The sequence below is a fragment of the Cryobacterium sp. genome, assembly GCF_026786305.1.
Classification (GTDB): Bacteria; Actinomycetota; Actinomycetes; order Actinomycetales; family Microbacteriaceae; genus Cryobacterium.
Genome location: NZ_JAJAYI010000108.1, coordinates 1 through 24,482, shown reverse-complemented (window position 1 = coordinate 24,482; position 24,482 = coordinate 1). Strand labels below are relative to the sequence as shown.

The 24,482-nt window shown below is 65.6% G+C and carries 25 protein-coding genes; 6 read left to right on the top strand and 19 right to left on the bottom strand.

The window, feature by feature from the left end:
• Window positions 1-27 precede the first annotated feature (27 nt).
• Genes LH475_RS13905 through LH475_RS13885 form a run of 5 tightly spaced genes read right to left on the bottom strand, consistent with a single transcriptional unit; the run spans window position 28 to window position 6,003 of the window.
• Window positions 28-1,548 carry an SDR family oxidoreductase gene (locus LH475_RS13905; RefSeq protein ID WP_196844879.1) on the bottom strand — a complete coding sequence of 507 codons (1,521 nt, stop codon included), beginning with the start codon at window positions 1,546-1,548 and terminating at the stop codon, window positions 28-30.
• Window positions 1,549-1,605: 57 nt separating this feature from the next.
• On the bottom strand, window positions 1,606-2,469 hold the full coding sequence (locus LH475_RS13900) for an aldehyde dehydrogenase family protein (RefSeq protein WP_196844878.1): 864 nt from the start codon (window positions 2,467-2,469) through the stop codon (window positions 1,606-1,608).
• Window positions 2,466-3,992, bottom strand: coding sequence for an aldehyde dehydrogenase family protein (locus tag LH475_RS13895; protein ID WP_196844877.1), 1,527 nt, complete (start codon window positions 3,990-3,992; stop codon window positions 2,466-2,468). The genes LH475_RS13900 and LH475_RS13895 overlap by 4 nt, the downstream gene beginning before the upstream one ends.
• A 9-nt stretch (window positions 3,993-4,001) precedes the next feature.
• Window positions 4,002-5,015: a deoxyribose-phosphate aldolase gene (deoC, locus tag LH475_RS13890; RefSeq protein WP_196844876.1), complete on the bottom strand. Its 1,014-nt coding sequence runs from the start codon at window positions 5,013-5,015 to the stop codon at window positions 4,002-4,004.
• A gap of 43 nt (window positions 5,016-5,058) precedes the next feature.
• On the bottom strand, window positions 5,059-6,003 hold the full coding sequence (locus tag LH475_RS13885; RefSeq protein ID WP_196844875.1) for a sugar-binding domain-containing protein: 945 nt from the start codon (window positions 6,001-6,003) through the stop codon (window positions 5,059-5,061).
• A gap of 139 nt (window positions 6,004-6,142) precedes the next feature.
• On the opposite strand from LH475_RS13885, the gene LH475_RS13880 reads away from it, so the two are divergent.
• Window positions 6,143-7,087: an ROK family protein gene (locus LH475_RS13880; protein ID WP_196844874.1), complete on the top strand. Its 945-nt coding sequence runs from the start codon at window positions 6,143-6,145 to the stop codon at window positions 7,085-7,087.
• 7 nt (window positions 7,088-7,094) lie between these two features.
• Here the strand turns inward: LH475_RS13880 and LH475_RS13875 are convergent, their stop codons facing one another.
• From LH475_RS13875 to truB, 7 genes are all read right to left on the bottom strand, one after another.
• Window positions 7,095-8,318 carry an MFS transporter gene (locus LH475_RS13875; protein WP_196844873.1) on the bottom strand — a complete coding sequence of 408 codons (1,224 nt, stop codon included), beginning with the start codon at window positions 8,316-8,318 and terminating at the stop codon, window positions 7,095-7,097.
• Between the two features lie 9 nt (window positions 8,319-8,327).
• Window positions 8,328-8,981: a ScbR family autoregulator-binding transcription factor gene (locus LH475_RS13870; RefSeq protein WP_196844872.1), complete on the bottom strand. Its 654-nt coding sequence runs from the start codon at window positions 8,979-8,981 to the stop codon at window positions 8,328-8,330.
• Between the two features lie 458 nt (window positions 8,982-9,439).
• Window positions 9,440-9,616: a hypothetical protein gene (locus LH475_RS13865; RefSeq protein WP_196844942.1), complete on the bottom strand. Its 177-nt coding sequence runs from the start codon at window positions 9,614-9,616 to the stop codon at window positions 9,440-9,442.
• Window positions 9,617-9,702: 86 nt separating this feature from the next.
• Window positions 9,703-10,653 carry a bifunctional riboflavin kinase/FAD synthetase gene (locus LH475_RS13860; protein WP_196844871.1) on the bottom strand — a complete coding sequence of 317 codons (951 nt, stop codon included), beginning with the start codon at window positions 10,651-10,653 and terminating at the stop codon, window positions 9,703-9,705.
• Window positions 10,650-11,108, bottom strand: a complete 459-nt coding sequence (locus LH475_RS13855; protein WP_196844870.1) for a hypothetical protein — start codon at window positions 11,106-11,108, stop codon at window positions 10,650-10,652. The genes LH475_RS13860 and LH475_RS13855 overlap by 4 nt, the downstream gene beginning before the upstream one ends.
• Window positions 11,109-11,186: 78 nt before the next feature.
• Window positions 11,187-11,555: a hypothetical protein gene (locus LH475_RS13850; RefSeq protein WP_196844869.1), complete on the bottom strand. Its 369-nt coding sequence runs from the start codon at window positions 11,553-11,555 to the stop codon at window positions 11,187-11,189.
• Window positions 11,552-12,478: a tRNA pseudouridine(55) synthase TruB gene (gene truB, locus LH475_RS13845; protein WP_297414638.1), complete on the bottom strand. Its 927-nt coding sequence runs from the start codon at window positions 12,476-12,478 to the stop codon at window positions 11,552-11,554. The genes LH475_RS13850 and truB overlap by 4 nt, the downstream gene beginning before the upstream one ends.
• A gap of 87 nt (window positions 12,479-12,565) precedes the next feature.
• On the opposite strand from truB, the gene LH475_RS13840 reads away from it, so the two are divergent.
• Complete coding sequence (locus LH475_RS13840) at window positions 12,566-13,558, top strand: 2-dehydropantoate 2-reductase (RefSeq protein ID WP_196844867.1); 993 nt, start codon at window positions 12,566-12,568, stop codon at window positions 13,556-13,558.
• A gap of 60 nt (window positions 13,559-13,618) precedes the next feature.
• Here LH475_RS13840 and LH475_RS13835 read toward each other — a convergent pair whose 3' ends face one another.
• Window positions 13,619-14,290 (bottom strand): hypothetical protein, encoded by a 672-nt coding sequence (locus LH475_RS13835; protein ID WP_196844866.1) that lies wholly within the window; start codon window positions 14,288-14,290, stop codon window positions 13,619-13,621.
• Between the two features lie 23 nt (window positions 14,291-14,313).
• On the opposite strand from LH475_RS13835, the gene LH475_RS13830 reads away from it, so the two are divergent.
• From LH475_RS13830 to LH475_RS13820, 3 genes are read left to right on the top strand one after another with little or no spacing between them, the layout of a single operon-like run.
• Window positions 14,314-15,252, top strand: coding sequence for an A/G-specific adenine glycosylase (locus tag LH475_RS13830; RefSeq protein WP_196844865.1), 939 nt, complete (start codon window positions 14,314-14,316; stop codon window positions 15,250-15,252).
• Between the two features lie 35 nt (window positions 15,253-15,287).
• Window positions 15,288-16,094, top strand: coding sequence for a thymidylate synthase (locus LH475_RS13825; protein ID WP_196844931.1), 807 nt, complete (start codon window positions 15,288-15,290; stop codon window positions 16,092-16,094).
• Window positions 16,094-16,591, top strand: a complete 498-nt coding sequence (locus LH475_RS13820; protein WP_196844864.1) for a dihydrofolate reductase — start codon at window positions 16,094-16,096, stop codon at window positions 16,589-16,591. The genes LH475_RS13825 and LH475_RS13820 overlap by 1 nt, the downstream gene beginning before the upstream one ends.
• A gap of 68 nt (window positions 16,592-16,659) precedes the next feature.
• Here LH475_RS13820 and rbfA read toward each other — a convergent pair whose 3' ends face one another.
• The 6 genes from rbfA to LH475_RS13790 form a co-directional block, all read right to left on the bottom strand.
• Complete coding sequence (gene rbfA, locus LH475_RS13815) at window positions 16,660-17,172, bottom strand: 30S ribosome-binding factor RbfA (protein ID WP_196844863.1); 513 nt, start codon at window positions 17,170-17,172, stop codon at window positions 16,660-16,662.
• A gap of 119 nt (window positions 17,173-17,291) precedes the next feature.
• Window positions 17,292-20,150: a translation initiation factor IF-2 gene (infB, locus tag LH475_RS13810; RefSeq protein WP_297414633.1), complete on the bottom strand. Its 2,859-nt coding sequence runs from the start codon at window positions 20,148-20,150 to the stop codon at window positions 17,292-17,294.
• Between the two features lie 76 nt (window positions 20,151-20,226).
• Window positions 20,227-20,484, bottom strand: a complete 258-nt coding sequence (locus LH475_RS13805) for a YlxR family protein (protein WP_196844861.1) — start codon at window positions 20,482-20,484, stop codon at window positions 20,227-20,229.
• Window positions 20,485-20,492: 8 nt separating this feature from the next.
• On the bottom strand, window positions 20,493-21,530 hold the full coding sequence (nusA, locus tag LH475_RS13800) for a transcription termination factor NusA (protein WP_196844860.1): 1,038 nt from the start codon (window positions 21,528-21,530) through the stop codon (window positions 20,493-20,495).
• A gap of 182 nt (window positions 21,531-21,712) precedes the next feature.
• Window positions 21,713-23,476 (bottom strand): proline--tRNA ligase, encoded by a 1,764-nt coding sequence (locus LH475_RS13795; protein WP_196844859.1) that lies wholly within the window; start codon window positions 23,474-23,476, stop codon window positions 21,713-21,715.
• Window positions 23,477-23,480: 4 nt separating this feature from the next.
• Window positions 23,481-23,786 carry a hypothetical protein gene (locus LH475_RS13790; protein WP_297414630.1) on the bottom strand — a complete coding sequence of 102 codons (306 nt, stop codon included), beginning with the start codon at window positions 23,784-23,786 and terminating at the stop codon, window positions 23,481-23,483.
• A gap of 381 nt (window positions 23,787-24,167) precedes the next feature.
• On the opposite strand from LH475_RS13790, the gene LH475_RS13785 reads away from it, so the two are divergent.
• On the top strand, window positions 24,168-24,482 hold a 315-nt coding region (locus tag LH475_RS13785), incomplete at its 3' end, for a hypothetical protein (protein WP_297414628.1).

The following is a 24,482-nucleotide window of genomic DNA, read 5'->3' as shown; positions in this document are numbered from 1 at the left end:
GACTATACGCACGTTCTACCCGCAGCCTCAGTGCTCGTCCGAGCGAGAAAGAGACGCAAGCGGATCCTGCGCCGGGGCTTCACCCTCCCCAGCGGCCGTCGCCGTGATCCGGGTGGCCATCCCCTCGAAGATGATGCCGTGGAACGGCAGGATCGCCGCCCAGTACAGCCGACCACCGAGACCGCGCGGAAAGAACACCGCGCGCTGCCGGTAAATCGAGCCGCCGGTATCCGTCGGGGTGACGCTCATTTCGAGCCAGGCTCGGCCGGGAACGCGCATCTCGGCGCGCAGCCGCAGAAAGCTGCCGTGGTCGATCCGTTCCACTCGCCAGAAGTCGAGCACCTCGCCGTTGTGCAGGTGGTCGGGGTTGCGGCGGCCGCGGCGCAGGCCCACGCCGCCGACCGCCTTGTCCAGCAGACCGCGAGCGGCCCAGGCCAGCGGAAAGGAATACCAGCCGTTTTCGCCGCCAATACTTTCGATGACCCGCCAGAGCGCGGCGGGGGCGGCCCGAGTGGTCTTCTCGCGCAGGTCGGTGTAGACGGCGTGGCCGGCCCAGTCCGGGTCGCTCGGCAATGGGTTGCTCGACGCGCCTTCGATCGAAGAGTTGCGCCAGCTGGTCTCCACGTCTCCGTCGCGCATGCGGCCGAGCGCCAGGCGCACCGCACGACGGTAGCCGGTGAGACCCCCCTTCGGCTTCGGAATGAACTCGTCGATGTCGCTCTCGTGCACGACGCAGTCGTACTGCAGCGAGGCGATGATGGGAATGGCAAGACTGCGCGGAATGGGCGTGACCAGGTTCACCCACTGGGAGGCAAGCCACGGAGTGAGCACGGGCAAGGCGGCGATAGCCCGCTGTTTGAGGCCGGCCTCGAGAGCGTAGCCGTTCATCATCTGGCCGTATCGCAGCACGTCCGGGCCGCCGATGTCGAAGGTGCGATTCACCTCCGGCGCAAGGTCAGCCGCGGCCTGCAGGTAGTAGAGCACGTCGCGCACGGCGATGGGCTGGATGCGGTTGCGCACCCATTTGGGCGCGGGCATATAGGGCAGCACGTCGGTCAGGTGGCGGATCATCTCGAACGAGGTCGAGCCGGAGCCGATCACCACTCCGGCCTGGAATGCGATCGTTGGTACGCCACTGTCGAGAAGAATACGGCCGACCTCCATCCGGGAACGCAGGTGGGCGGAGAGCGAATCGGTATCGGGGTGCAGCCCGCCAAGGTAGACGATGCGAGCCACGTGGGCTGCGGCAGCTGCCCGGGCGACGTTTTCGGCAGCAGTGTGCTCAATTTTCTCGAAGTCGCCGGCTGCGCCCATCGAGTGCACGAGGTAGTACAGCACATCGATGTCGGCGCAGGCGCGCTGCACGGAGGCCAAGTCGCCCAGGTCTCCCGCCACGATCTCTACCTGGTCCGCCCACGGCACGTCGCGCAGCTTCGACGGGGTGCGCACAAGCACCCGCACCTCGAAGCCCGCCTCCAGAAGCCTGGGAACCAGGCGTCCCCCAATGTAACCAGAGGCGCCCGTGACAAGTGTTCTGCGTAAAGTCATGCGGCGGAGTTTATCCCCTTATCCAGGCGGACTCCTGAGTGGATGCTCCGAGGCAGGTCACAGGACAGCCTTGGTGTGCCAGACCGTCTTCAGCTCGGTGAAGGCCAGGATGCGCGAGAGTGCCGGAGCTGCGGCATCCGCTCCCGACTCCGGCGGAAGTACCCGCTTGAGCGTGTCGGCCGCGCTGATCTGCAGCTCCACCCAGTCGAGGTCGCCCGCACCGACCAGGTCGAGGGCGTTGACATCGGCGTGGCTGGCGAGCCACGGGGCGATCTCGGCCGGCGAACCGGTCAAAATGTTGACCACTCCGCCGGGCACGTCGCTCGTGGCGAGCACCTCGCCGAGGCTGATCGCTGACAGCGGAGCGTTCTCGTTGGCGACGACGACGACCGTGTTGCCGGCCACGAGGGCTGGCGCGATCGCGCTGACCAGCCCGAGCAACGATTCATTTCCCTGCGGAGCGATGATCGCGACGACACCGGCCGGTTCGGGCACCGACAGGTTGAAGAACGGTCCGGAGACCGGGTTGGCGTTTCCGGCGACCTGCAGGTACTTGTCGGCCCAGCCGGCATACCAGACCCAGCGGTCGATGGCCTCGTCGACCTGGCCGCTTGCTACGGCGGCATTCACGCCCTCGCAGCTCATGATTTCGTCGATGAACTGCGCCCGACGCCCTTCGAGCAGTTCGGCAATGCGGTACAGCACCTGTCCGCGGTTGTAGGCCGTGGCGCCGGCCCAGCCGCCGAGGGCGCTGCGGGCGGCCACGACGGCGTCGCGGGCATCCTTGCGGCTGCCCTGTGCGGCGTTGGCCAGAAAGTCGCCCTTGTGCGAGAGCACCTCGTAGACACGGCCGGATTCGCTGCGCGGAAACGTGCCGCCGATGTAGAGCTTGTAGGTCTTGGGGATGGCGAGGCGGTTCACTTGGCGGCTTTCTTTGCAGATGCGGACTTCTTGGTGACGGGTGTCGTCACCGGGTCAGCGGCGGCGATCGACCGCGAGCCGCTTCTCACGGCGGGCTTGAGGTATGCGGCGAGGCCGTGACGGCCGCCCTCGCGGCCGTATCCGCTCTCCTTGTAGCCACCGAACGGGCTTGACGGGTCGAATTGGTTGAAGGTGTTCGCCCAGATCACGCCGGCCCGCAGCCTGTCGGCGACGGCGAGAATGCGGCTGCCCTTGTCGCTCCAGATTCCGGCGGAAAGACCGTAGGGGGTGTTGTTCGCCTTGGCGATGGCCTCGGCCGGGGTACGAAAGGTCAGTACCGAGAGCACCGGACCGAAAATCTCGTCGCGGGCAATGCGATGGCTGGTCGACACGTTGGTGAAGATGGTCGGCGCAAACCAGAAACCGTTCTCCGGAATGACGCAATCGGCACTCCAGCGTTCGGCACCCTCTCGCTGTCCGAGGTCGGAGAGTTCCCGAATTCGCGCCAGCTGCTCGGCGCTGTTGATCGCGCCGATGTCGGTGTTCTTGTCGAGCGGGTCGCCCAGGCGCAGTGTCTGCATGCGACGCTTGAGTCGGTCGATGACGTCGTCGTGAATGCTTTCCTGCACGATCAGGCGGCTGCCGGCGCAGCAGACCTGGCCCTGGTTGAAGAAGATGCCGCGCACGATGCCCTCGACGGCCTGGTCGATCGGGGCGTCGTCGAAGACGATGTTGGCGCCCTTGCCGCCGAGTTCGAGGCTGAGCACCTTGCCGGTTCCGGCGACCGAGCGGGCGATGGACCGACCGACCGAGGTCGAGCCGGTGAAGGCGACCTTGTTGACACCCGGGTGGTTGACCAGGGCCTGGCCGGTGCTTCCGTCGCCCGTGATGATGTTGACGACGCCGGCGGGCAGGTCGGCCTGCTGCAGAATCTCGGCGAACAGCAGCGCGGTCAGCGAGGTGGTTTCGGCGGGCTTGAGCACGACGGTGTTGCCGGCGGCGAGCGCCGGGGCGATCTTCCAGGCCAGCATCATGAGCGGAAAGTTCCACGGGATGACCTGGGCGGCAACGCCGAGCGAGGCCGGGTTCGGGCCGACTCCGGCGTGGTCGAGCTTGTCGGCCCAGCCGGCGTAGTAGAAGAACCAGGCCGCGACGAGGGGAATATCGACGTCGCGGGTTTCCTTGATCGGCTTGCCGTTGTCGAGGGTTTCGGCGACGGCGAGTTCGCGGGCGCGTTCCTGCACCAGGCGGGCAATGCGAAACAAGTACTTACCGCGGTCGCTGCCGGATAGCCGGGACCAGACCCCGTCGTAAGCGTGACGGGCGGCAGACACGGCGGCGTCGACATCCGCTTCGTTGGCGGTGGCAATCATCGCGATCGGCTGCTCGGTGGCCGGGTTGATGGTCTGAAACGGTGTGCCGCGGCCGGCCGTGAAGTCGCCGTTGATGAAATGGCCGTAGTCGCTCTTGAGGTTCAGTAGCGCCTGCGACTCGGGGGCCGGGGCGTAGTCGAGAAATTTCATGGTCGTTCCCTAGTCAATCGTCACGTAGTCGGGGCCGGAGTAGTGCCCGGTCGTCATCTTTTGGCGCTGCAGCAACACGTCGTTCAGCAAGCTGGAGGCGCCGAAGCGGAACAGGTGCGGTGTGAGCCACTCCTCCCCCACCGTTTCGGCAACCGTGACGAGATACTTGATCGCGTCCTTGGAGGTGCGAATGCCGCCGGCTGGCTTCACGCCGATACGCACGCCGGTGAGCCGGTGCCAGTCGCGCACGACCTCAAGCATGGACAGCGTCACCGGAAGCGTCGCGGCGGGCGCGACCTTGCCGGTGGAGGTCTTGATGAAGTCGCCGCCGGCCAGAATGGCAAGCCAGGAGGCTCGTCGCACGTTGTCGTAGGTGTTCAGTTCGCCGGTCTCGAGAATCACCTTGAGGTGGGCGAGCGAACCGTCGGCGCGGCGGCAGGCCTCTTTCACGGCGACGATTTCGTCGTAGACCTGGCCGAACCGGCCGGCCAGAAACGCTCCACGGTCGATGACCATGTCGATCTCGTCGGCGCCGGCCGTGACCGCGTCGCGCACGTCGGCGAGCTTGATCGCGAGTGCGGCACGGCCGCTCGGAAAGGCGGTCGCGACGGCAGCAACGTTGACGCCCTCGGTGGCGCCGGCGGCGTGCAGGGAGCCGAGCGCCGTCACGGCAGCGCCGACCATGTCGCCGTAGACGCAGACCGCTGCGACGCGAGGGCAGCCGGGGTCGCCCGGGTCGGGCACGAGCGCCTTGGCGACGAGGGAGCGCACCTTGCCGGGCGTGTCAGCTCCCTCGAGGGTGGTGAGGTCGATCAGGCCGATGATGGTGTCGATGGCCCAGCGTTTGGAGCTCGTCTTGATCGAACGAGTGCCGAGGTCGGCGGCGCGGGCTTCGAGGCCGACGGCGTCGATTCCGGGGATGCCATGCAGGTACCGGCGCAGGTTGGCGTCGGTGGCCTCCCCGCCGATCAGCGCGAGGGCGCGCTGATCGGGCTGGTAGGTGGCCAAGGGGCTACTGGTCATGGGGTGTCCTTTTGAGCGTTGACGCTGTTAGTCACTGGAGGGTTCAGTCGTGAAGCAGGGCGTTCGCGGTGTCCTCGTCGGTCACCAGCACGGTGCATAACCCGTTGCGCACGACGGCGCGAGCAATGGCGTGTTTGGAGGGTCCGGAGATCACGGCGATCGTGAGTGGGGCGCGGCGCAACTGGTCGATCTGAATGCCGACGGTGCGCTCGTTGAGTTCCGGATCGACGATCCGGCCGTTCTGGTCGATGTAGCGGCCGACGACGTCGCCGACGGCGCCACGGGCGACGAGGTCGTTGATCTGGGCGACACTCAGGTAGCCGCTGTCGACGAGGGCGGAATTCGCATCCGCCTGGCCGGCGCTAAAGACGTAGGCCTGCGCGTTGCGGGCCAAGGCGAGCACCCCGGCAACGGTGCGGTCGGCTTCCATCGCCTGCTTGGTTTCCAGGCGTTCGAAGATGGCGGGGCTCGGCAGCAGTGTGGCCGAACCGTCGGCCTTGTGAGCGATGGTCACGGCAGTGGATGCCGCGGTGCCGGTGCGCTGGTTCAGGCTGACGCCGCCGTTGATCTGCACCACGTTCACCCCCGGTGCCCAGCCCTGTTTCAGATGCAGGGAGACGTCGTGCAGGGTGCGACCCCAGCTGATGCCGAGTGTGCGCGGAATCGGGCGGAGGCTCGTGAGGTAGTCGGCGGCGGCCTGTGCGGTGCGCGACTGCAGTTCGGAGTCACTGGACACACCGGCGGAGGAGACCACGATCGCGTCGGTGAGGCCGGTCGATTCCCGCAGTCGGCGTTCGATCGGCAGGCGGCGCGCGCGCGGGTGCACGATCTCGATGCGAATGAAGCCGTTGGCCTTGGCGCTCGCAAGCAAGCGGCCGACCTTCCAGCGGGTCAGGCGCAGAATCACACCGATCTCGTCCTGGGTCTGATTTTCTTCGTAGTACAGCTCGGCAGCGCGGATGGACAGGAGTTCGTCGTTGTCGCTCATGTAGGTGGGCCGGTCCAATCGTTCGGGTCCAGCCTACGTCGACCAACCATCCGAATCAACAGCCGTGGGTATCATTGCTCATATGAGCAGATCAGCCTGATTGGGTAGGCGTGCAATCGTGCACCAGTACGATCAATTCATGAGCAGCACTGCCTGGCCCCGTTTCGTTCTCGCCGTTGATGTCGGGGGCACCAAGGTTGAGGCCGCCCTCGTCGACGAACGGGGAGTCGTGCTCGGGGCCAGCCGGCACCGAGCGGTAACCGGGGCGAGCGCTTCGAGCGAGCAACTCGCATCCGCTGTCCGCAGGGTCGTCGCCCAGACCCGCGCGGGTCTGCCCGCCGGCGCGGCCCTGATCGGGGTCGGGATCGGCTGTGCCGGGCCGATTCACCTGCAGGAGGGGGCGGTATCACCGCTGAATCTGCCGGTCTGGCGCGAGTATCCCCTGAAAGATCTGGTCGCCGCGCTCGTGCCCGACCTGCCGGTGCGCCTGCGCATGGACGGGCTGTGTATCACCCTCGCCGAGCATTGGGTGGGGGCCGGGCAGGGCGTCGATAATCTGATGGGCATGATCGTGTCGACCGGCATTGGTGGCGGCCTGATTCTCGGCGGCGTCACTGCGTCGGGGCCAACCGGCAATGCTGGCCACATCGGGCACATCGAGGTCGGCGGTTTTGACGTTCCGTGCGTCTGCGGCGGGGTGGGCTGTATTGAAGCGGTCGCTTCGGGACCGAAGACCGTCGCCTGGGCGCGTACACGGGGATTCACGGGCGAGTCGGGCGAAGACCTCGCGGCAGCCTATGCGGCCGCGGATCCGATCGCGGTGGCGGCCGTGGCGCGCAGCGGCCGTGCGCTCGGCCAGGCGATCGCCTCCGCGGCGACCCTGCTCGACCTCGATCTGGTCGCCATCGGCGGCGGATTCTCCAACGTCACCCCTGATCTGCTTGATTTTGCTCGCGCCACCATTGCCCACCGCGTGCAGTTCGCCTACGCCACCCGGGTGCGCGTGGTGCCATCGGCGCTATCGGGCGACGGCCCGCTGATCGGCGCCGCCGCGCTGATTCACCGCGCCGAGCTCGTGCCCTGACCGACAGTCAGCGGGAGCGAGCCAGGTCGTCCTCCAGCATGTGCGGACGCCCGATCACCGCGCCGGCGATGACGATGGCCAGTGCAATGACCATCAGAAAGAGGAGCGGCCAGGTCCACCCGCCAGTGAGATCATGTACCAAGCCGAAGACCAGCGGCCCGAGCGCTCCGAGGGTATAGCCGATGCTCTGCACGAAGCTGCTGAGCGCAACAGCGCCCGCGTGGGTGCGGGTGCGCAGGTTGATGAGCACGAGCGCGAGCGGAAAGAACAGTGGACCAAGGCCCGCGAGGCTGACCCAGAGCCAGGTCAGGGTGTCTGGCGCGAACAGCAAGCCCAGGTCGCCGGCCACGAACGCGAACACACCGATGTAGACGAGCGGCCCGACGTTGGTCATGCGGGCGGTGAGCACCGGAATAGTGAGTGCACAGGGAATACCCATGCCGGCGTAGACAGCCAGGAGCGTTCCGGCCTGGGCGGGGGTAACCCCGGCGGTGTCGACGAGCAACCGCGGAAGCCAAGCGAACATGGCGTAGGCGTTGAGCGACGAGGCCGCGAACACGCCGGTGATCGCCCAGGCAATCGACGACGTCCACAGGCGACCCAGAATCGTGGCGTCGGCCTCCTCGACCTCCGGGCTCGGTGTTCGCACGGCGCGGTGCCGCATGAGCAGGGTGATCCACGGTACGAGAGCGAGCAGGGCGAGCAGCATCCACATGCCGAGCGACACGCGCCAGCCGGCGGCGTCCGCTACCGGAACCGCGATCAGTGGTGGTACCAGCGTGCTCAGCGACACGACGGTGACGTAGAGGCTCGTCACGAGCCCGACGCGGTCGGGGAAGTACTTCTTGACCAGCGGCGGTAGCAACACGTTGCCGATGCCGAGCCCGGCGAAGGCGATGACACTGCCGATGATGAGCATGGTGATCGACCCCGACAGGCCGCGGGTGACGTGACCGACCAGGATTGCGACGAGGGCGAGTATGAGTGGCTGTTCGAGACCATGGCGGCGCGTGATCATGGGGGTGAAGATGCCCGAGACGGCGAAGCACACCGGCGGGAGCATGCCGAGCACCCCGAGGGACACTGCGCCGAGTGGAATGTCGACGTTGATCTCGGTCACGATCGGTGACAGGGCGGCGACCGCGTTGCGCAGGTTTGCCGCGACCAGGATGATTCCCAGAAGCGCGAGGCCTCGTCCCGCCCACAGTCGGCGGGAGACGGCGGTATTCACTCGGTCAGTCTAGGACCGAGCCGTGACCCGTTCCCGCTGCACGTCGGTGGCCAAATTTTTCAGGTCGTCCCAGCGCCCGGGTGTGACGAGGCCGGGGAGCAGCAGCGCCCACATCTCGGTCAGCCGCTGGTCGATGTCGCCGCGTCTGGTCAGCACGTCGGAGACCACCTGTACTCCCGTGAAGGCGGCCGTGAAAAAGCGTGCCGCACCGCTCACGTCGACCGCTGGATCCACATCGCCGTCGGCTATTCCCCGGCGCAGGAATTCCTCGCAGGTGACCATCCAGTCCAGATAGGGCGCGGACACCGGTGTTGCGAAGTTGACGGCTTCGATGGTCAGGCGCACCCCGGCACTGACGATGAGGTCATCGCGCAGCTGGCGAGCCAGTTCATACGACATCGAGACGAGGGCACGCAGCCCGGGCACATTGTTTTCGAGCAGCTGACGACCGGCACCAACCGATTGCTCGTGCTGGGCATCGATAATGGCGACCGCGAGGGCTTCCTTGGAATCGAAGTGAAAGTACAGCGCGCCCTTGGTGACACCGGCGGCGGCACTGACCTGCGCGAGGGACGTACTCCCATACCCGCGTTGTTCAAAGGCCGCCGCAGCGCCGCGAATTATCGCCGCGCGCGTTTCTATCGCTCGTGCTTGTTGTGGCATGGAACCCCCAGGACAATCAACCAGATCCCAGCGTACCTGTGCGCGTCTCTGCCCCGGGCCGACATGCTGGAGAGTGCACCCCTTCTTTGTGGCTATACAATAAGCATTCTGCGTGGTGATCGTTGATCCCGAAGTGACCCTGGCGCCGCGCCGGGGCGTGGAATGAACGATGGTTCCCGCGGGTGACTCTGCGGCGCTCTGACCGCCATCGACGAAACCGTCCGGACCGGTCACCTCGTCGTTGGCGACCGGACTGCACGTCGTCCCGTCGTTGGCAATGTCGGCATCCTTCACGACTGGCCGATCTGTTCCGAGGACACCTCGACTCGATTCTGGTCATAACCAGACGCCAGTCCCACTGTCGCCCAGTGAGAATAGTTCTTCCTCTGGATCACGCACGAACCCAGGCCGAGCTGCTCGTCGTAGACGATATCGACCCCTTCGATGTGATTGTTGTTTCACAGCGGTTCGAAAATGCGATTGGCAAGGCGCAACCCAGGCAGGTTGAAGACGGTTGAGCGCCAAAGAAAGTGATCAACTCGGTGGATGCGCTCTTCGGGCACGAGCTTGGCCCGGAGCGCGTTGAACGCGTCGCAGACCAAGACAGTGATCCGAGGGGTCACGGCAAAGTACATGGCCGGCTCCCACAATCAGAAGCGTGCGGACCAGCCGCGGCATCTGACCACCGTAGCTGTCATGATGGGCAAACAGCACCAGATGTTTAAGACTGTGCCGACTGACTACCCAGGATCGCGCGGACCCGTTCGACGTCATCGCGAATCTGCTCGATCAGCGGGTCGATACCCGAGTAGGCGACCATGCCGCGAATGCGTTCCACGAACGATACGTCGACGACGTGGTCGTAGAGGTCCAGGTCGACCTCGTCAAGCACGTACGCTTCCACCTGCTTCTGGGCGACGCCGTCGAAGGTGGGGTTGTTACCCACCGAAATCGCCGCCGGGTAGCGAGATCCGGCATCCGTCAGCCAGCCCGCATATACGCCGTCGGCGGGAATCAGGCCCTCGGAGTCGGCTGACAGGTTGGCAGTGGGAAAGCCCAGCTCGCGACCGCGAGCGGCACCGTGAACGACGAGGCCGCGCACTGTCGGCAGGTGTGCGAGCAGTTCTCCCGCCGCGGTCACGTCGCCCGTTCCCAGAAGCTCGCGAATCCAGGTTGAGGACACGCGGCGTTCGCCGTTCGGCTTCACGTCGTCGATTATGCGCACCTCGTAGCCGAACTCGACGCCGAGATCACGAAGCAGGGCAACATCCCCCCCGCCCCCAGCCCCGAACCGAAAATCGCGACCGACCAGCACGAAGCGGGCATGCAGGGCGGTGACCAAGATGCGCTCGATGAATTCCCGCGGCGGCAGGCTCGACAGGGTGTGGTTGAATTCGAGCAGCAGGGTGGCGTCGACCCCGGTCTCGGCGATGAGCTTGAGCTTTTGCTCGGCGCTGACCAGCGTGCCCGGGCAGGTGGCCGGCGAGAGCAGGGCAAGCGGATGCCGGTCGAACGTGACGACGACGGCCGCGAGCTGCTCTCGCGCGGCAATGGCCTGGAGCTCGGTGATGACCGCCCGATGCCCGGCATGCACGCCATCGAACTTGCCGATACTGACGGCGGAGGCGGGCCATCCGCTCGGTACCGAGTCGACCCCGTAGAGGGTGTTCATGCGCGGCCCGTACCGGCCGCCGTGCGGGATGCGGCGGACAACACCGGGTGGCGCGCGAGCCACCACATGCCGAGCAACGGCAGCACGAGCGGTATGAAGATGTATCCAACGCCGTAGATCGACCACACGGTGGCGTGCTGAAACAGGGCAGGGTCGACGAGGCTCAGTGTTCCGACAACGAGCACACCCAGCAGTTCGAAGCTGATGGTGACCCAGGCGATGCGATACCAGCGTGCGCTGCGCTTGATCAGTGCGGCCGTCGCGACGATGTAGACCACGGCGGCGAGAGCGGAGAGGGAGTACGCCAGCGGAGCCTCATCGAATGCCCGCACGATCTGCACGAACGAACGCCCCGTGGCCGCGAGGGCCAGCACACCGTAAACGGCGATAAGGAGTCGGCCGATGCCGCTCACCCGACTGGAAGGGGCGTGCACTTGGGTCTGGGAATCTGTCATCACTCGGCATTCATTAGAGCTCGGCCATCATCATTGCTCGGTAATTATCGCAGCATCCGCACCGCACCCGGAACCGGGTCAGCTGCCCTGCACGTTCCAGATCTGGTTCATTCGATACAGCATGACCGCGACCGACAGGCAGGTCACGCCGAGAATGACTGTACTCCAGCGGCTGCGTTCGACGAGGGCCCAGAATCCAGCCGCGACCGGCAGCAGAATGGCGCTGACCAGGTAGGTGTAGAACTCGAGCAGGCTGCCCGTGGCGTCGTTACCGGCCAGCGGCGCCGCGATCGCGGCCGCGAGCTGCACGATCAACAGCAGTTCAACAAGCGCGGTCACCCCCATCGTGAGGTCGGTGGGTTTACGCCCGAAGAGTCCGAGGAAGACGCTGAGCAGTCCGCCGGGCACGGCGATGGCCAGTTGCAGCCAGGTGAACCAGTCGATCATGAGGCGGGCGTCGATTCGCTCGGTTCGGGTTCGTCTGGCGGAAAGTTCAGCAGCGACCTGGCCTGGTCGCCGCGGTATTCGACCAGGCCGACCAGGCGGCCGTTGGGTGCAATGGCAGCGACCGGTCCGGTGGCACCCGCCTGCACGGCGCTCAGCACGGTGATGCGTTTGCCATGGCCGAGGTCGATCGCCTGCTCTGTCGACAGGTCGAGGCGTGGGAGCAGCCGGGTGGCGGCATCCGCTGGTGAAATAAGGTGCGCGGCGACATCGAGTTCTTCCAGCGTGGCGGCGTTCTCGAGGCGGAACGGGCCGATGCGGGTGCGGCGCAGTGCGGTGAGGTGCCCGCCGACGCCGAGGGAGAACCCGAGATCTCGGGCCAGGGCCCGAATATAGGTGCCGGAGGCGCACTCCACGCGCACATCGAGGTCGAGAAAACCGTCACGGTGCGTGCTCGAGCGCAGTTCGAATTCGCTCACAGTCACCGGGCGGGACGGCAACTGCACATCTTCACCGGCGCGCACCCGGGCGTACGCGCGTTTGCCGTCGACCTTGATGGCGCTGACCGCGCTCGGCTGCTGGCTGATGTCGCCGGTGAGGTCGGCGATCCCGGTGGTGACGGCGGCGGGGGTGATGGCGGCAACCTGCTCGGGCGTGGCACGGGTGAGTTCGTCGCCCTCCGCGTCATCCGTTGTGGTCGACTGGCCGAGGCGAATGGTCGCGAGGTATTCCTTGTCGAGGCCGACGATGTAGGTGAGCAGCCGGGTCGAGCTGTTGATGCCGAGCACGAGCAGCCCCGTCGCCATCGGGTCGAGGGTGCCGGCATGGCCCACCTTGCGGGTTCCGGCCAGACGCCGGGTTCGGGCGACAGCGTCGTGACTGGTCCAGCCCTGCGCCTTGTCAATGAGTAGAAGGCCGCTGGTCACTCCCTGAGGGTACCAGCGTGCGACTGGGGCCGCGGTCCGAATCGGGTGCGGGCTGTGGACCCACGGCGGCCCCGTAGTATGTGAGCCGTGAGAATCGCGGTGATCGGTGCGGGCGCCCTGGGCAGTACGTTTGCGTGCCTGCTCGCTGCGCAGGGGCACGATCTGGTCGTGACGATGCGCGGGGCAGCCCTGCCCACGGTGCTGGCCGACGGTATTCGCTTGACGGGTGGCTACGGTGACCGCTTCGCGCGGCCGCTGGCCGTTGAACGGCTGATTGAACCGTGCGATCTCGCGCTGATCTGCACGAAGGCGCAGGATGCTGCCGCCGCGATCGCCGAGAACGCCGCCGTGCTTGATGGCACCCCGGTGATCGTCGTGCAGAACGGGCTCGACGGGGTCACGACCGCGCAGCGGCTGCTGCCGCAGTCCGAGTGTTTTGGGCTGATCACGATCATTGCGGCCCACTATGAGGGGCCCGGTCGGGTACGAGTGACGACGACGGCGCCCAGCTATCTCGGCCGCGGCATCGGCCCGGTCGATGCGGGGACGCTGCGCTGGCAGGCGGTGCTGGGCGCCGCCGCGCCCACTCTGGCCCTCGAAAACTTCGTCGGCGCCCAGTGGACCAAACTCGTCGTCAACATGCTCAATGCCCTGCCTGCTATCACCGGGCGCAGCGTGCAGGAGGTGATCGGGCAGGCGGGCCTGCGCCTGTTGATGACCCGGAGTATGCGCGAAACCGTGCGGGTCGGCCTCGGCAGGGGGGTGCTGTTTGGCTCGCTGCAGGGCCTCTCCCACCGGCGACTGCGTGTTTTTGCGCTGGCGCCGATCTGGGCGGGCCAAGTGCTGCCACTGTCGATGCGCTCGCGCATGGGTACGGTGTTGAACCAGGGTTCGACCCTGCAGAGCCTGCATCGTGGCCAGCGCACCGAGATCGATTTTCTGAACGGGGCGGTCGTGCGTGCTGCAGCAGCAGCCGGCGTGGTCGCGCCCGTGAACGCGCTGCTGACCGAGCTCGTGCACGAGGTCGAACGCAGTGGTGCTTTTCTCGCACCGGCCGAGGTTTGCGCCCGGTTTCGGTAGCCCGGCAGGCGCGGCCAAGCGGATGCGCAGCAGCTTGCTCGCTCGCTCAGCAGCGGTCGGTCAGCAGCGGTCGGTCAGCACGCGGCGCGGGGCCTGTTGGTTCGTCGTGTCGACAACGGCCGACACGATGTCGCGTGGGTGTACCTCGGCGAGGTAGCGCGGATCGGATTCGGTTCCGGGTGCGCCCTCCAACAACACGCTGTACAGCCAGAGTCCGTGCAGTTCGGGACGGTTGATGTAGTCGCCGTCGATGATCAGAATGGCATCAGCGGGAGCGGTCTGCCAGGTCGGTTGAATCCAGGCGTCCCGGTCAGGATCAAATTCTTCGGTGACGAATCCGGTGCTGCCGCCCATGCGAAACGGCTCGACGAGCACCCGGCGCAGGGCCGAGTCGTCGTAGCCGACCCGGTACGGATGGTCGCTTGAATCGGCGCTCTTTGAATCGGCGCTGTTTGAATCGGCGCTTCTTGAATCGGCGCTGCGGGAATCGGGCAGCTCCGGCGCGAGCCGCTGCCGTTCGGCGCGTGAGCGCTGAAAGTAACGCAGGCTCGCCCGGAACACGTGCCGTTCGTCTTCGCGGAACACCGCGGCCAGGTCGTCGGCGAAGGCTGCGCGACCAGCGGCATCCGTTCCATCGATGGCAACGATCGTGCGACCGCGGCCGTAATTGTGCAGGATCTCGGCGGCGAGGGTGCGCAGAAAGTTGATGCGCAAAGTGGAGACCAGCTTCATGAATCGAGCTTAGGTTAGAACAGATGAACGCCACACCCTCCAATCACGCCGCGCGCAGGCAAGCGACCACCGTCACCGCCACACTCAACGCCTGGTTCGTCGCCAATGCGCGCGACCTGCCGTGGCGCCGCGACGGTTTTGGGGCGTGGGGCATTTTGGTGAGCGAGTTCATGCTGCAGCAGACACCGGTGAACCGGGTCATTCCCCGGTTGGAGGAGTGGCTGGCGCGCTGGCCCACCCCCGCCGACCTCGCCGCGGTGCCGCCGAGCGAGGCGGTGCGGGCCTGGTCCAGCCTCGGGTACCCGCGACGCGCGCTGTGGTTGCACTCCGCAGCGGTACAGATCACCGATCTACACGGCGGCATCGTGCCCTCCGACATCGACGATCTGCTGGCATTGACCGGGATCGGTGACTACACCGCGCGGGCGGTGGCCGCGTTTGCGTACGGCCATCGGCATCCGGTCGTCGACACGAACACACGTCGGGTGATCGCCCGCGCCATCGCCGGCGCGGGTGAACCGTCTCCTCCCAGTCGCGGCCGGGACCTGCACGCGATGGGCCTGCTGCTGCCGGAGAGCGTGCACGAGGCTGCACTGTTCAACGCCGCGATCATGGAACTCGGTGCGGTCGTCTGCACCAGCCGCACCCCGCACTGCGATGTATGCCCGATTCGGAATGTGTGCGCCTGGCGGGCCGCCGGCTACCCCGAATACACCGGAACGCGCAAGACCGTGCAGAAGAAGTTCGCGGGCAGCGACCGGCAGGTGCGCGGCCTGATCTTGGCCGAGCTGCGCTCCACCCACCGCTCGGTAACGGATGCCGAGCTCGCCACGCTCTGGCCGGATGCGGCGCAGCTGCAGCGCGCGCTGGCCAGCCTCATCGCCGATGGACTGGCCAGACCGGCGCCCGATGGGTACATCCTGCCGGACGAGCTGGCTTCGCCGAGTACGATTGACCGGTGACGTCAACAACTTCTCCGGCTGCTTCTTTCGCCCCCATACCCGATGCTGATAGCCAGTACTCGGCGTTGCTACGCGACACCCTCGAAAACGGCACCAGGAAGGCCGACCGCACCGGAACCGGCACTCGAAGCGTGTTCGGCCGCCAGCTGCGTTTCGATCTGGCCGCCGGTTTTCCGCTCGTCACCACCAAACGGGTGCACTTCGCGTCGATCGCCTACGAGCTCCTCTGGTTTCTGCGCGGCGACTCCAACGTGACCTGGCTCCAAGAGAAGGGCGTACGCATCTGGAACGAGTGGGCCGACGAGAACGGCGAGCTCGGCCCCGTCTACGGGGTGCAGTGGCGTTCATGGCCCACCCCCGGTGGCGACACCATCGACCAGATCAGCCAGGTGCTCGACACCCTGCGCACCGATCCGGACTCCCGTCGCATGATCGTCTCCGCCTGGAACGTGGCCGATCTGCCGAACATGGCGCTCGCACCCTGCCACGCCTTGTTTCAGTTCTACGTCGCCGACGGCAAGCTCTCCTGCCAGCTCTATCAACGCAGCGCCGACCTCTTTCTCGGCGTGCCGTTCAATATCGCCAGCTACGCACTGCTCACCCAGCTCGTCGCCGAGCAGGCCGGCCTCGAACTCGGCGAGTTCGTCTGGACCGGCGGGGACTGCCACATCTACGACAATCACGTCGAGCAGGTCACCGAGCAGCTCTCGCGCACCCCGTTCACCTCCCCCACCCTGCGCATCAAGCCGGGCCGCACCAGCCTGTTCGACTACGACTACGACGACCTCGTGCTGGAGAACTATCAGCACCATCCCGCCATCCGCGGCCGGGTTGCCGTCTGATGATCGGCCTGATCTGGGCCCAGACCCTGGGCGGCGTCATTGGTGCCAACGGGCTCATGCCCTGGCACCTGCCCGAAGATCTCGCCCATTTTCGTTCCGTCACCCACGGCGGCGCCGTCATCATGGGCCGGCGCACCTGGGATTCACTTCCGGAGCGCTATCGCCCGCTGCCCGGCCGGCAGAACGTCGTGGTCACACGGCAGCGGGACTGGGCCGCGGAGGGGGCATCCGTTGCGCACAGCCTGGAAGATGCTCTCTCGCAAACCGAGGGGCCAGTCTGGGTGATCGGCGGCGCCGAAATCTATCGGCTCGCGTTGCCCTACGCCGACATTCTTGAGGTGACGGAGATCGACGCGGTGATTACCGGTGACACCTTCGCTCCCACGATCACTACCGGTTGGAACAACGTCGAGACGGGCTCGACAACCGGATGGCTGCGCTCCAGCGCCGGCCTGCCGTTCCGTTTCGTACGATACCAGCGGGCCCCCACCAGCTGACCCCGAGTCGCAAATCGCGCCTCAAAGTGCACCGGGCCCGGGCCCGGTGCGAGGTACTGCTACCGCTGTTAGTTTTTGGTGCTGGATTCGCCGGACTCGTCGGATTCGTCGGACTCATCGGAGCCATCGGACTCTTCTGAATCGTCGTCTTCGAGATCGTAGTCGCGCGGTTTCTTGTAGGGGTCGGCGTCGCCGGCGTAGGTGGCTGCACCCTTACTGTCGTTGGTTGCGCTGTCGCGATCGTGCGCTTCGCGCAGCAGATCATCAATGAGCGCGGCGTTCTCGGGGATTCCGTCGGCGATGAACTCAATCGACGGGGTGAGCCGTGCGGTGATGTTCTTGCCGACCTCGCTGCGCATGAGCCCGGTCGCGGCCTTGAGCGCGGCCGCGCTGTCGGTGCGCTCCTCGATCGAACCATAGACCGTGTAGAAAACGGATGCGTGCTGCAGATCGCCGGTCACCTTCACATCGGTGATGGTCACGAACCCGAGCCGCGGGTCGCGCAGGCCGCGTTCCAGTCGCTTGGCGATGATGACCTTAATACGGTCCGCCATCTTTCTCGCGCGTTCCGGATCTGCCATGACTTACTCCTTATCGAGAACGCTCTCGCGCTCGTATTGTGCCTACCTGCCCGTGCGGCGGTAATGAGGTAGTGGGCCCCCGCTTGGCGAAGACCCACTACCCCGAAACCTGCGAGTCGTTAGACGCGCGGCTTCTCCTTCATTTCGATGGTTTCAATCTCATCGCCAATCCGGATGTCGTTGAACTTGCCCAGTCCGATACCACACTCGAAGTCCGTGCGGACCTCGGTGACATCGTCCTTGAAGCGACGCAGCGACTCAATGCCCAGGTTGTCCCCCACCACGATGCCCTCGCGAATAACGCGAGCCTTGGCATTTCGGGTGATGGTACCGGAGCGCACGATGACACCGGCGACGTTTCCGAACTTCGACGAACTGAAGACCTCGCGAATTTCGGCGATACCACTCTGGATCTCTTCGTACTCGGGCTTGAGCATTCCCGTGAGGGAATTCTCGATGTCCTCGAGGGCGGAGTAGATAACGGAGTAGAACCGCACGTCGACGCCTTCGCGAGCTGCACGCTCACGGGCCTTCGTGTCGGGACGAACGTTGAACCCGATGATGATGGCGTTGTCGACGGTGGCGAGGTTGACGTCGCTCTCCGTGACCGCACCGACACCGCGGTGGATGATGCGCAGCTGAACCGAATCGTCGACCTCGATCTTGAGCAGCGACTCTTCCAGGGCCTCAACGGCACCGGAAACGTCACCCTTGATGATGAGGTTGAGCGACTCGACCTTGCCCTCTTCGAGTGCACGGGTGAAGTCTTCGAGGCTGATGCGCTTGCGGGCCTTGGCCAGCAGGGCGTTGCGCTCGGCAGCTTCACGCTTCTCGGCGATCTGACGTGCGGTGCGGTCTTCCTCGATGACGAGGAAGGTGTCGCCGGCGCGGGGAACGCTCGACAGACCCTGGACCTGAACCGCGCGGGACGGCGTGGCGGCGAGAACGGCAACACCGTTTTCATCGGCCATCGCACGAACGCGGCCGTAGGCCGTTCCGGCGACGATGGAGTCTCCAACATGCAGCGTTCCGGACTGGATGAGAACGGTTGCCACCGCGCCGCGGCCCTTGTCGAGGCGTGCCTCGATGGCGACACCACGGGCATCCTTGTTCGGGTTGGAACGCATGTCGAGTCCGGCGTCAGCGACCAGGAGCACGGCGTCAAGGATTTCCTTGATGCCGGTCCTGTTCTTGGCCGACACGTCGACGAACATGACGTCTCCGCCGTACTCTTCGGCGACGAGGCCGAATTCGGTGAGCTGCTGGCGCACCTTCTGCGGGTTGGCCCCGGGCTTGTCAATCTTGTTGACTGCGACCACGATCGGCACGTTGGCGGCCTGGGCGTGGTTGAGCGCCTCAATCGTCTGCGGCATGATGCCGTCATCGGCAGCTACCACAAGAATGGCGATGTCGGTGACCTGCGCACCACGAGCACGCATGGCGGTGAACGCCTCGTGACCCGGTGTGTCGATGAATGTCAGCGCGCGATCGATACCCTCGTGCTCGGTGATGATCTGGTACGCACCGATGTGCTGCGTGATTCCACCGGCCTCACCCTCGGCGACCTTGGCGTTACGGATCGCGTCAAGAAGCGCGGTCTTACCGTGGTCGACGTGGCCCATAACGGTGACGACGGGAGGACGAATCTCGAGGTCTTCATCGGTTTCGTCTTCGAGTTCCTGGTCAATGTCGATGTCGAACGCGAGCAGCAGCTCACGGTCTTCGTCATCGGGAGAGACCATCTGAATCTTGTAGCCGAGCTCGCTGCCGAGCACGTCGAACGTGGCCTCGTCGAGGGACTCCGTTGCCGTGGCCATTTCACCGAGGTGAAACAGTACGGTAACGAGGTTTCCGGGGCTCGCGTCAATCTTGTCGGCGAAGTCGGTGATGGATGCCCCCCGACGGAGACGAACAACGGTTCCACCGTCGCCGCGGGGTACGGATACTCCACCCAACGACGGGGCCTCGCGCAGCTCGAACTCTGCTCTCTTCGTGCGCTTCGACTTGCGCGCCTTGTTCTTGCCGCCACCGCGACCAAAGGCACCAGCGGTGCCACCGCCCGGGCCGCGACCGCGACCGGCTCCACCGCCACCACCGGCGGGGCGGGGCGGGCCGAAGCCGGGGGCTCCGGCCGGAGCGCCCGGACGCGTGAATCCGGGGCGTGCTCCACCGGCTCCACCCGGGGCGCCGCCGGGGCGCTGGAAGGCGCCGGGACGCTGACCGAAACCGGTTGGGCGTGCAGCCTGGCCGGGTCCGCCGGGGCGCGGAGCGCCGGGACGAGGCGCCGGAGGGCGCGGAATGTTGCTCGGTGTGGGTGTTGCGGGACGCTGGCCCATGCCCTGCGCGCTCGCGAACGGGTTGTTGCCCGGACGCGGCGGCTGGGCGGGTCGCTGGCCCAAGCCCTGGTTGCTGGCGAACGGGTTGTTGCCCGGTCGTGCTGCTCCCGGGCGAGGCATCCCCGGCTTGACCGGCGTAGCCGATCCTGCCGTAGTCTTCGCTTCTGGGGTGTCGGTGCTGGGCTTGTCGGCGACATCAGCTGCGGCAGCCCGGTCGGCAGCAGCAGCCTTCTGTGCAGCGGCAGCCTTCTCGGCGGCCTGGGTCTGGCGCTCGGCGACGGTGAGCGGTGCGACCGGAAGCGGCGCGGCATCCACTGCCGAGGTCGGTGCAGACTCGGCAACAACGGTGGCGACCGGTGCAGCGACGGGCTTCGGGCTGGGGCGAGCGCCCGGTTTGGCGCCGTGGCTCGGACGTGCGGGCGGTGCCGTGACGGCAGCACCAGCGGTGGGCGCGGGCGTTGCAGCCTTCGCGGCGGCACTTTCCGTCTCAAGAGCGGCGCGTAGGCGACGGGCTACGGGCGGTTCAACGCTACTGGACGGTCCTTTGACGAACTCGCCCATTTCTTTCAATTTAGCAAGGGCTACCTTGCTGTCGACTCCGAGCTCGGTAGCGATCTCGTGTACGCGTGGTTTCGCAGCCACAATTCTCCTGTTCCGGGTCTGCACCCGGAAAGGGGCAGACCGTTAGTAACGGACGGGTCTCATTTCGAGCCGCTCATTAGTTATCCATAAGCCAATTCAGCCTGTTCTCTAGTTGTTTCGCGTCCAGTGACCTGGTCACGCGAAAGGCACGCCCGAAAGCGCGTCGCCTTACGGCATCCTGAAAGCACGAGTCGCGGGCATGCAGCCACGCACCTCTACCGGGGATTGTGGCGGTTTCATCCACCACAATTTCTGATTTCCCAGCAACGATCCGCAAAAGTGAGGATCGAGGGGCGCGCGAACGGCAGCCAATACACGTTCTTACGGACTTCATCGTACCCCCTATTCGGCATCCTCCAGAATACTGTCGGGCTGAATGTCGATTTTCGCACCGGTCAACTTGGCTGCGAGGCGGGCATTCTGGCCCTCTTTACCGATCGCGAGCGAGAGCTGATAGTCGGGTACGAGGGCACGCACCGCCTTGATCGACTGATCGATCACGTAGGCGCTGGTCACCTTGGCCGGCGACAGGGCGCTTGCGACGAAGGTCGCGAGGTCGGGCGAGAAGTCGACGATATCGATCTTCTCATTGTTGAGTTCAACGGTCACGGCGCGCACGCGCTGTCCGAGTTCGCCGATGCAGGCACCCTTGGCATTGACGCCGGGTTCGGTCGCGCGCACGGCGATCTTGGTGCGGTGGCCGGCTTCACGGGCGAGCGACACGATCTCGACGACACCGCTGGCGATCTCGGGCACCTCGAGTGCGAACAGCTTGCGCACGAGCGACGGGTGGGTGCGCGACACGGTGATCTGCGGGCCCTTGAGTCCACGTCCGACAGCCGTGACGAACACGCGAATGCGCGCGCCGTGCACGTAGCTTTCGGTGGGAACCTGCTCCTCGGGGGGCATGATCGCTTCGATGGTGCCGAGGTCGACGTGAATCATGCGCGGGTTGGGACCCTGCTGAATGATTCCGGCGATGATGTCACCCTCGCGACCCTTGAACTGACCGAGCACCGCGTCGTCGGCCAGGTCGCGCAGACGCTGGTTAATGACCTGCTTGGCGGCGAACGCCGCGATACGACCGAAGTCGGTCGGGTTGTCGAGGGCTTCGCCGATGACATTGCCCTCTTCGTCGTGCTCGGGAATGTAAATGTCCACGTGCCCGGATTTGCGGTCGAGAACGACGCGCGCTTCGGGGACATCCTGGATGTCGTGCTTGGCGTCAGCAATCTTCGAAGCTTCAAGCTTCGTGACGTCCTGCTGGATGTGCTTGACATAGGCGGTCAGAATCGCCTGTTCGATGATTTGCACGAGTTCCTCGAAGGGAATCTCTTTTTCGCGCTCCAGTAGCCGCAAAACACTGAGGTCGATGTCCATGGCCGGCCTCCTCTATTCAGATCTTGCCGCCGCGAAACCGCGCAGCGGGCTGAATACTACGGTACCCGAATCTGCGGCGCCCCGTCACCCACTCGCCTGTGCGCGAAAAGATGGGCGGGGTCTTCACAGAACGGATGCTGCCGGCTCAGCCAGTCGGCAGCATCCGCTCTCGAAATATCGGGTTAGACGAAGTGCTTGGCAACGTCGGCGACGTCGATCTGCTCGCGCTCGCCGGTGCGGCGGTTCCACAGTTCGACGATGCCGTCGGCGGCGCCGCGGCCCACGATGACGATCCGCGGTACGCCGATGAGTTCGGCGTCGCCGAACTTGACGCCGGGCGAGACCTTACGGCGGTCATCGTAGAGCACATCGCGGCCGGTGGCCTCGATCGCGGCGACGACGGCCTCTGCGGTGTCGAAGACGATCTCGTCACGGCCGGTGGCGATCACGTGCACGTCGAACGGGGTGACCGATTCGGGCCAGATGAGTCCCTTTGCGTCGTTGTTCAGCTCGGCGATGACCGCGAGGATGCGGGTGACGCCAATGCCGTAGGAGCCCATCGTGACCGTGACCAGCTTGCCGTTCTCGTCGAGCACTTTGAGGCCGAGCACCTCGGCGTACTTACGGCCGAGCTGGAACACATGCCCGATCTCCATACCGCGAATGAGTTCGACCGGGCCGGAGCCGTCGGGGGCCGGGTCGCCGGCGCGCACGTCGGAGGCCTCGACCACATCGTCGACCCCGAAGTCACGGCCGGCGACGAGGCCGAACACGTGGCGGTTGTCTTCGCTGGCGCCGGTGATCCACTCGGTGCCGGCGACCACACGCGGGTCGACCAGAAAACGGATGCCGGTGGTCGAGCCCGCGCCGAGCACCGCGCCGTTCTCGCTCCACGGGCCGATGTAGCCCTTGACCAAACCGGGGTTCGTGGCGAAGTCGCCCTCATTGGCGGCCTCGACCTCGGCGGGAGCGAAGACAACCTCGACGCGCTTGAGGTCAACCTCCCGGTCGCCGGGAACACCGATCGCGATGAGCTCACGCGTTCCGCCCGGGCTCGTGACCGCGAGCACGACGTTCTTGAGCGTGTCGGCTGCCGTCCACTCGCGGCCATCGGGACGAGGGTGCTCGGAGTTGGCCTTGTCGACCAGCGTCTGAATGGTCGGGGTGTTCGGGGTGTCGAAGACCTGCGCGGCGGGCAGTGCGCTGAAATCTTTGTCAGCCGGAACGAGGGTGCGGAACGCCTCAATGTTGGCCGCGTAGCCGCCGGCACTGCGCACAAAAGTATCTTCGCCGACGGGGGTGGGGTGCAGAAATTCTTCGCTCTTGGAGCCACCCATCGCGCCGGCATCAGCTTGCACGATCTCGTAGTCGAGGTCGAAGCGGGTGAAGATGCGCTCGTAGGCGTCGCGCTGCAACTGGTAGCTCACGTCGAGGCCGGCGTCGGTGTAGTCGAAGGAGTAGGCATCCTTCATGGTGAACTCGCGTCCGCGCAACAGTCCGCCGCGCGAGCGGGCCTCATCGCGGTACTTGTCCTGAATCTGGTAGATCGACAGCGGAAGGTCTTTGTAGCTGCTGTAGAGGTCTTTGACGAGCAGCGCGAAGACCTCTTCATGGGTCGGTGCGAGCAGCATGTCGGAGCCCTTACGATCTTTCAGGCGAAACAGTCCCTCGCCGTATTCGTCCCAGCGGCCGGTCAATTCGTAGGGTTCGCGCGGCAGCAGGGCCGGAAAGTGCACCTCGTGCGCGCCGGCAGCGTGCATCTCTTCACGGATGATGCGCTCCACTTTGGCCTTCACCCGCAGGCCGAGCGGCAGCCAGGCGAAAATGCCCGGCGCCTGGCGACGGATGTAGCCGGCCCGCACGAGCAGACGGTGGCTGGTCACCTCGGCGTCGGAGGGGTCCTCGCGGAGAGTGCGGAGAAAGTAGTTGGAGAGACGTGTAGGCACCCGTCTACCTTACGCGCGCGCCGACATCCGCTCTCCCACGGTGTGTACTCACGATTCCCCGGCGACGATCCCGGGCGTGAAAAGCCAGATGGCTGAGGCCGGCCTGGCGTCGATCGTGTCTGAGCGGATGCGCGCTGCGCTCCAGCACTATACAGGTGGCGCCAAGTTTCCAGCTCGTGCCGTCAGCCCAGGATTGCAACTCGTCATAACCGAACTCGGCCAGGAGCCATTGCCAGGCTGGAAGCGCCGTGTGGAGGTCTGTCACCCGCAGTTCAACGTGGTGCAGCGATCCGCGAAGTGGTGACGTCATACCTCGAGACTTCGGCTGCCCGTGCACGACTCGGCGGATGTTCTCCTTCACGGTTGCCAGCGGCGACACGACGATTTGCTGCGTTCAGGACATCCTGGTGCGAGCGGCGGTTCAGGACATCCTGGTTCGAGCGGCGGTTCAGGGTCGCGGGAAGGGTGGAGCGGTGTTAGACCAAGTGAAGTTGAGATATGAGCACGTGCGACAAACGGTTCTCATCACCCGGTTCTCATCACCCGGTTCTCATCACCCAGTTCTCATCACCGACACGCAGCACTTTACAAAGCAGAATTCAATCTAAATTGATATCAGCAAATTACTGAGATTCTATCGTTTTTATGTGCTTTTGGGGCTATAATTGTGGGTGAAGGAGGCACCGCCGCCATGACCCTCACCGCCCCGCCCGCCGCCGCCGGCTCCACCCCGGATCCGGTGTCCTCCCGGGTCGCGGCGATAGCTCAGGCCGGTGCGATTCTGGCCTCCGCGTTGGACGGGGTGCGGTTTGGTCACCTCGACGATTCCGAGGCCATCGCGGTGATGAGCGCTCTAGAGGGGCTGGGGCGCAGGGTGGATGGGGCCAGACTCCGAGCCACCACCGACATCGGTGCCCGCGCCGACACCGACCTCGGCGCCGGGTCGCTGGCCTACCGAAACGGCTGCCGCACCCGCATTGATTTCATCACCCAACTCGCCGGCATC

Excerpts from the sequence above, each read along its gene's own strand:
- LH475_RS13905 (WP_196844879.1), bottom strand. The coding sequence starts at position 1,548 with ATGACTTTACGCAGAACACTTGTCACGGGCGCCTCTGGTTACATTGGG.
- LH475_RS13895 (WP_196844877.1), bottom strand. The coding sequence starts at position 3,992 with ATGAAATTTCTCGACTACGCCCCGGCCCCCGAGTCGCAGGCGCTACTG.
- deoC (WP_196844876.1), bottom strand. The coding sequence starts at position 5,015 with ATGACCAGTAGCCCCTTGGCCACCTACCAGCCCGATCAGCGCGCCCTC.
- LH475_RS13885 (WP_196844875.1), bottom strand. The coding sequence starts at position 6,003 with ATGAGCGACAACGACGAACTCCTGTCCATCCGCGCTGCCGAGCTGTAC.
- LH475_RS13880 (WP_196844874.1), top strand. The coding sequence starts at position 6,143 with ATGAGCAGCACTGCCTGGCCCCGTTTCGTTCTCGCCGTTGATGTCGGG.
- LH475_RS13870 (WP_196844872.1), bottom strand. The coding sequence starts at position 8,981 with ATGCCACAACAAGCACGAGCGATAGAAACGCGCGCGGCGATAATTCGC.
- LH475_RS13865 (WP_196844942.1), bottom strand. The coding sequence starts at position 9,616 with ATGTACTTTGCCGTGACCCCTCGGATCACTGTCTTGGTCTGCGACGCG.
- LH475_RS13860 (WP_196844871.1), bottom strand. The coding sequence starts at position 10,653 with ATGAACACCCTCTACGGGGTCGACTCGGTACCGAGCGGATGGCCCGCC.
- LH475_RS13855 (WP_196844870.1), bottom strand. The coding sequence starts at position 11,108 with ATGACAGATTCCCAGACCCAAGTGCACGCCCCTTCCAGTCGGGTGAGC.
- LH475_RS13850 (WP_196844869.1), bottom strand. The coding sequence starts at position 11,555 with ATGATCGACTGGTTCACCTGGCTGCAACTGGCCATCGCCGTGCCCGGC.
- LH475_RS13835 (WP_196844866.1), bottom strand. The coding sequence starts at position 14,290 with ATGAAGCTGGTCTCCACTTTGCGCATCAACTTTCTGCGCACCCTCGCC.
- LH475_RS13830 (WP_196844865.1), top strand. The coding sequence starts at position 14,314 with ATGAACGCCACACCCTCCAATCACGCCGCGCGCAGGCAAGCGACCACC.
- LH475_RS13820 (WP_196844864.1), top strand. The coding sequence starts at position 16,094 with ATGATCGGCCTGATCTGGGCCCAGACCCTGGGCGGCGTCATTGGTGCC.
- rbfA (WP_196844863.1), bottom strand. The coding sequence starts at position 17,172 with ATGGCAGATCCGGAACGCGCGAGAAAGATGGCGGACCGTATTAAGGTC.
- LH475_RS13805 (WP_196844861.1), bottom strand. The coding sequence starts at position 20,484 with ATGAAGTCCGTAAGAACGTGTATTGGCTGCCGTTCGCGCGCCCCTCGA.
- nusA (WP_196844860.1), bottom strand. The coding sequence starts at position 21,530 with ATGGACATCGACCTCAGTGTTTTGCGGCTACTGGAGCGCGAAAAAGAG.
- LH475_RS13790 (WP_297414630.1), bottom strand. The coding sequence starts at position 23,786 with ATGACGTCACCACTTCGCGGATCGCTGCACCACGTTGAACTGCGGGTG.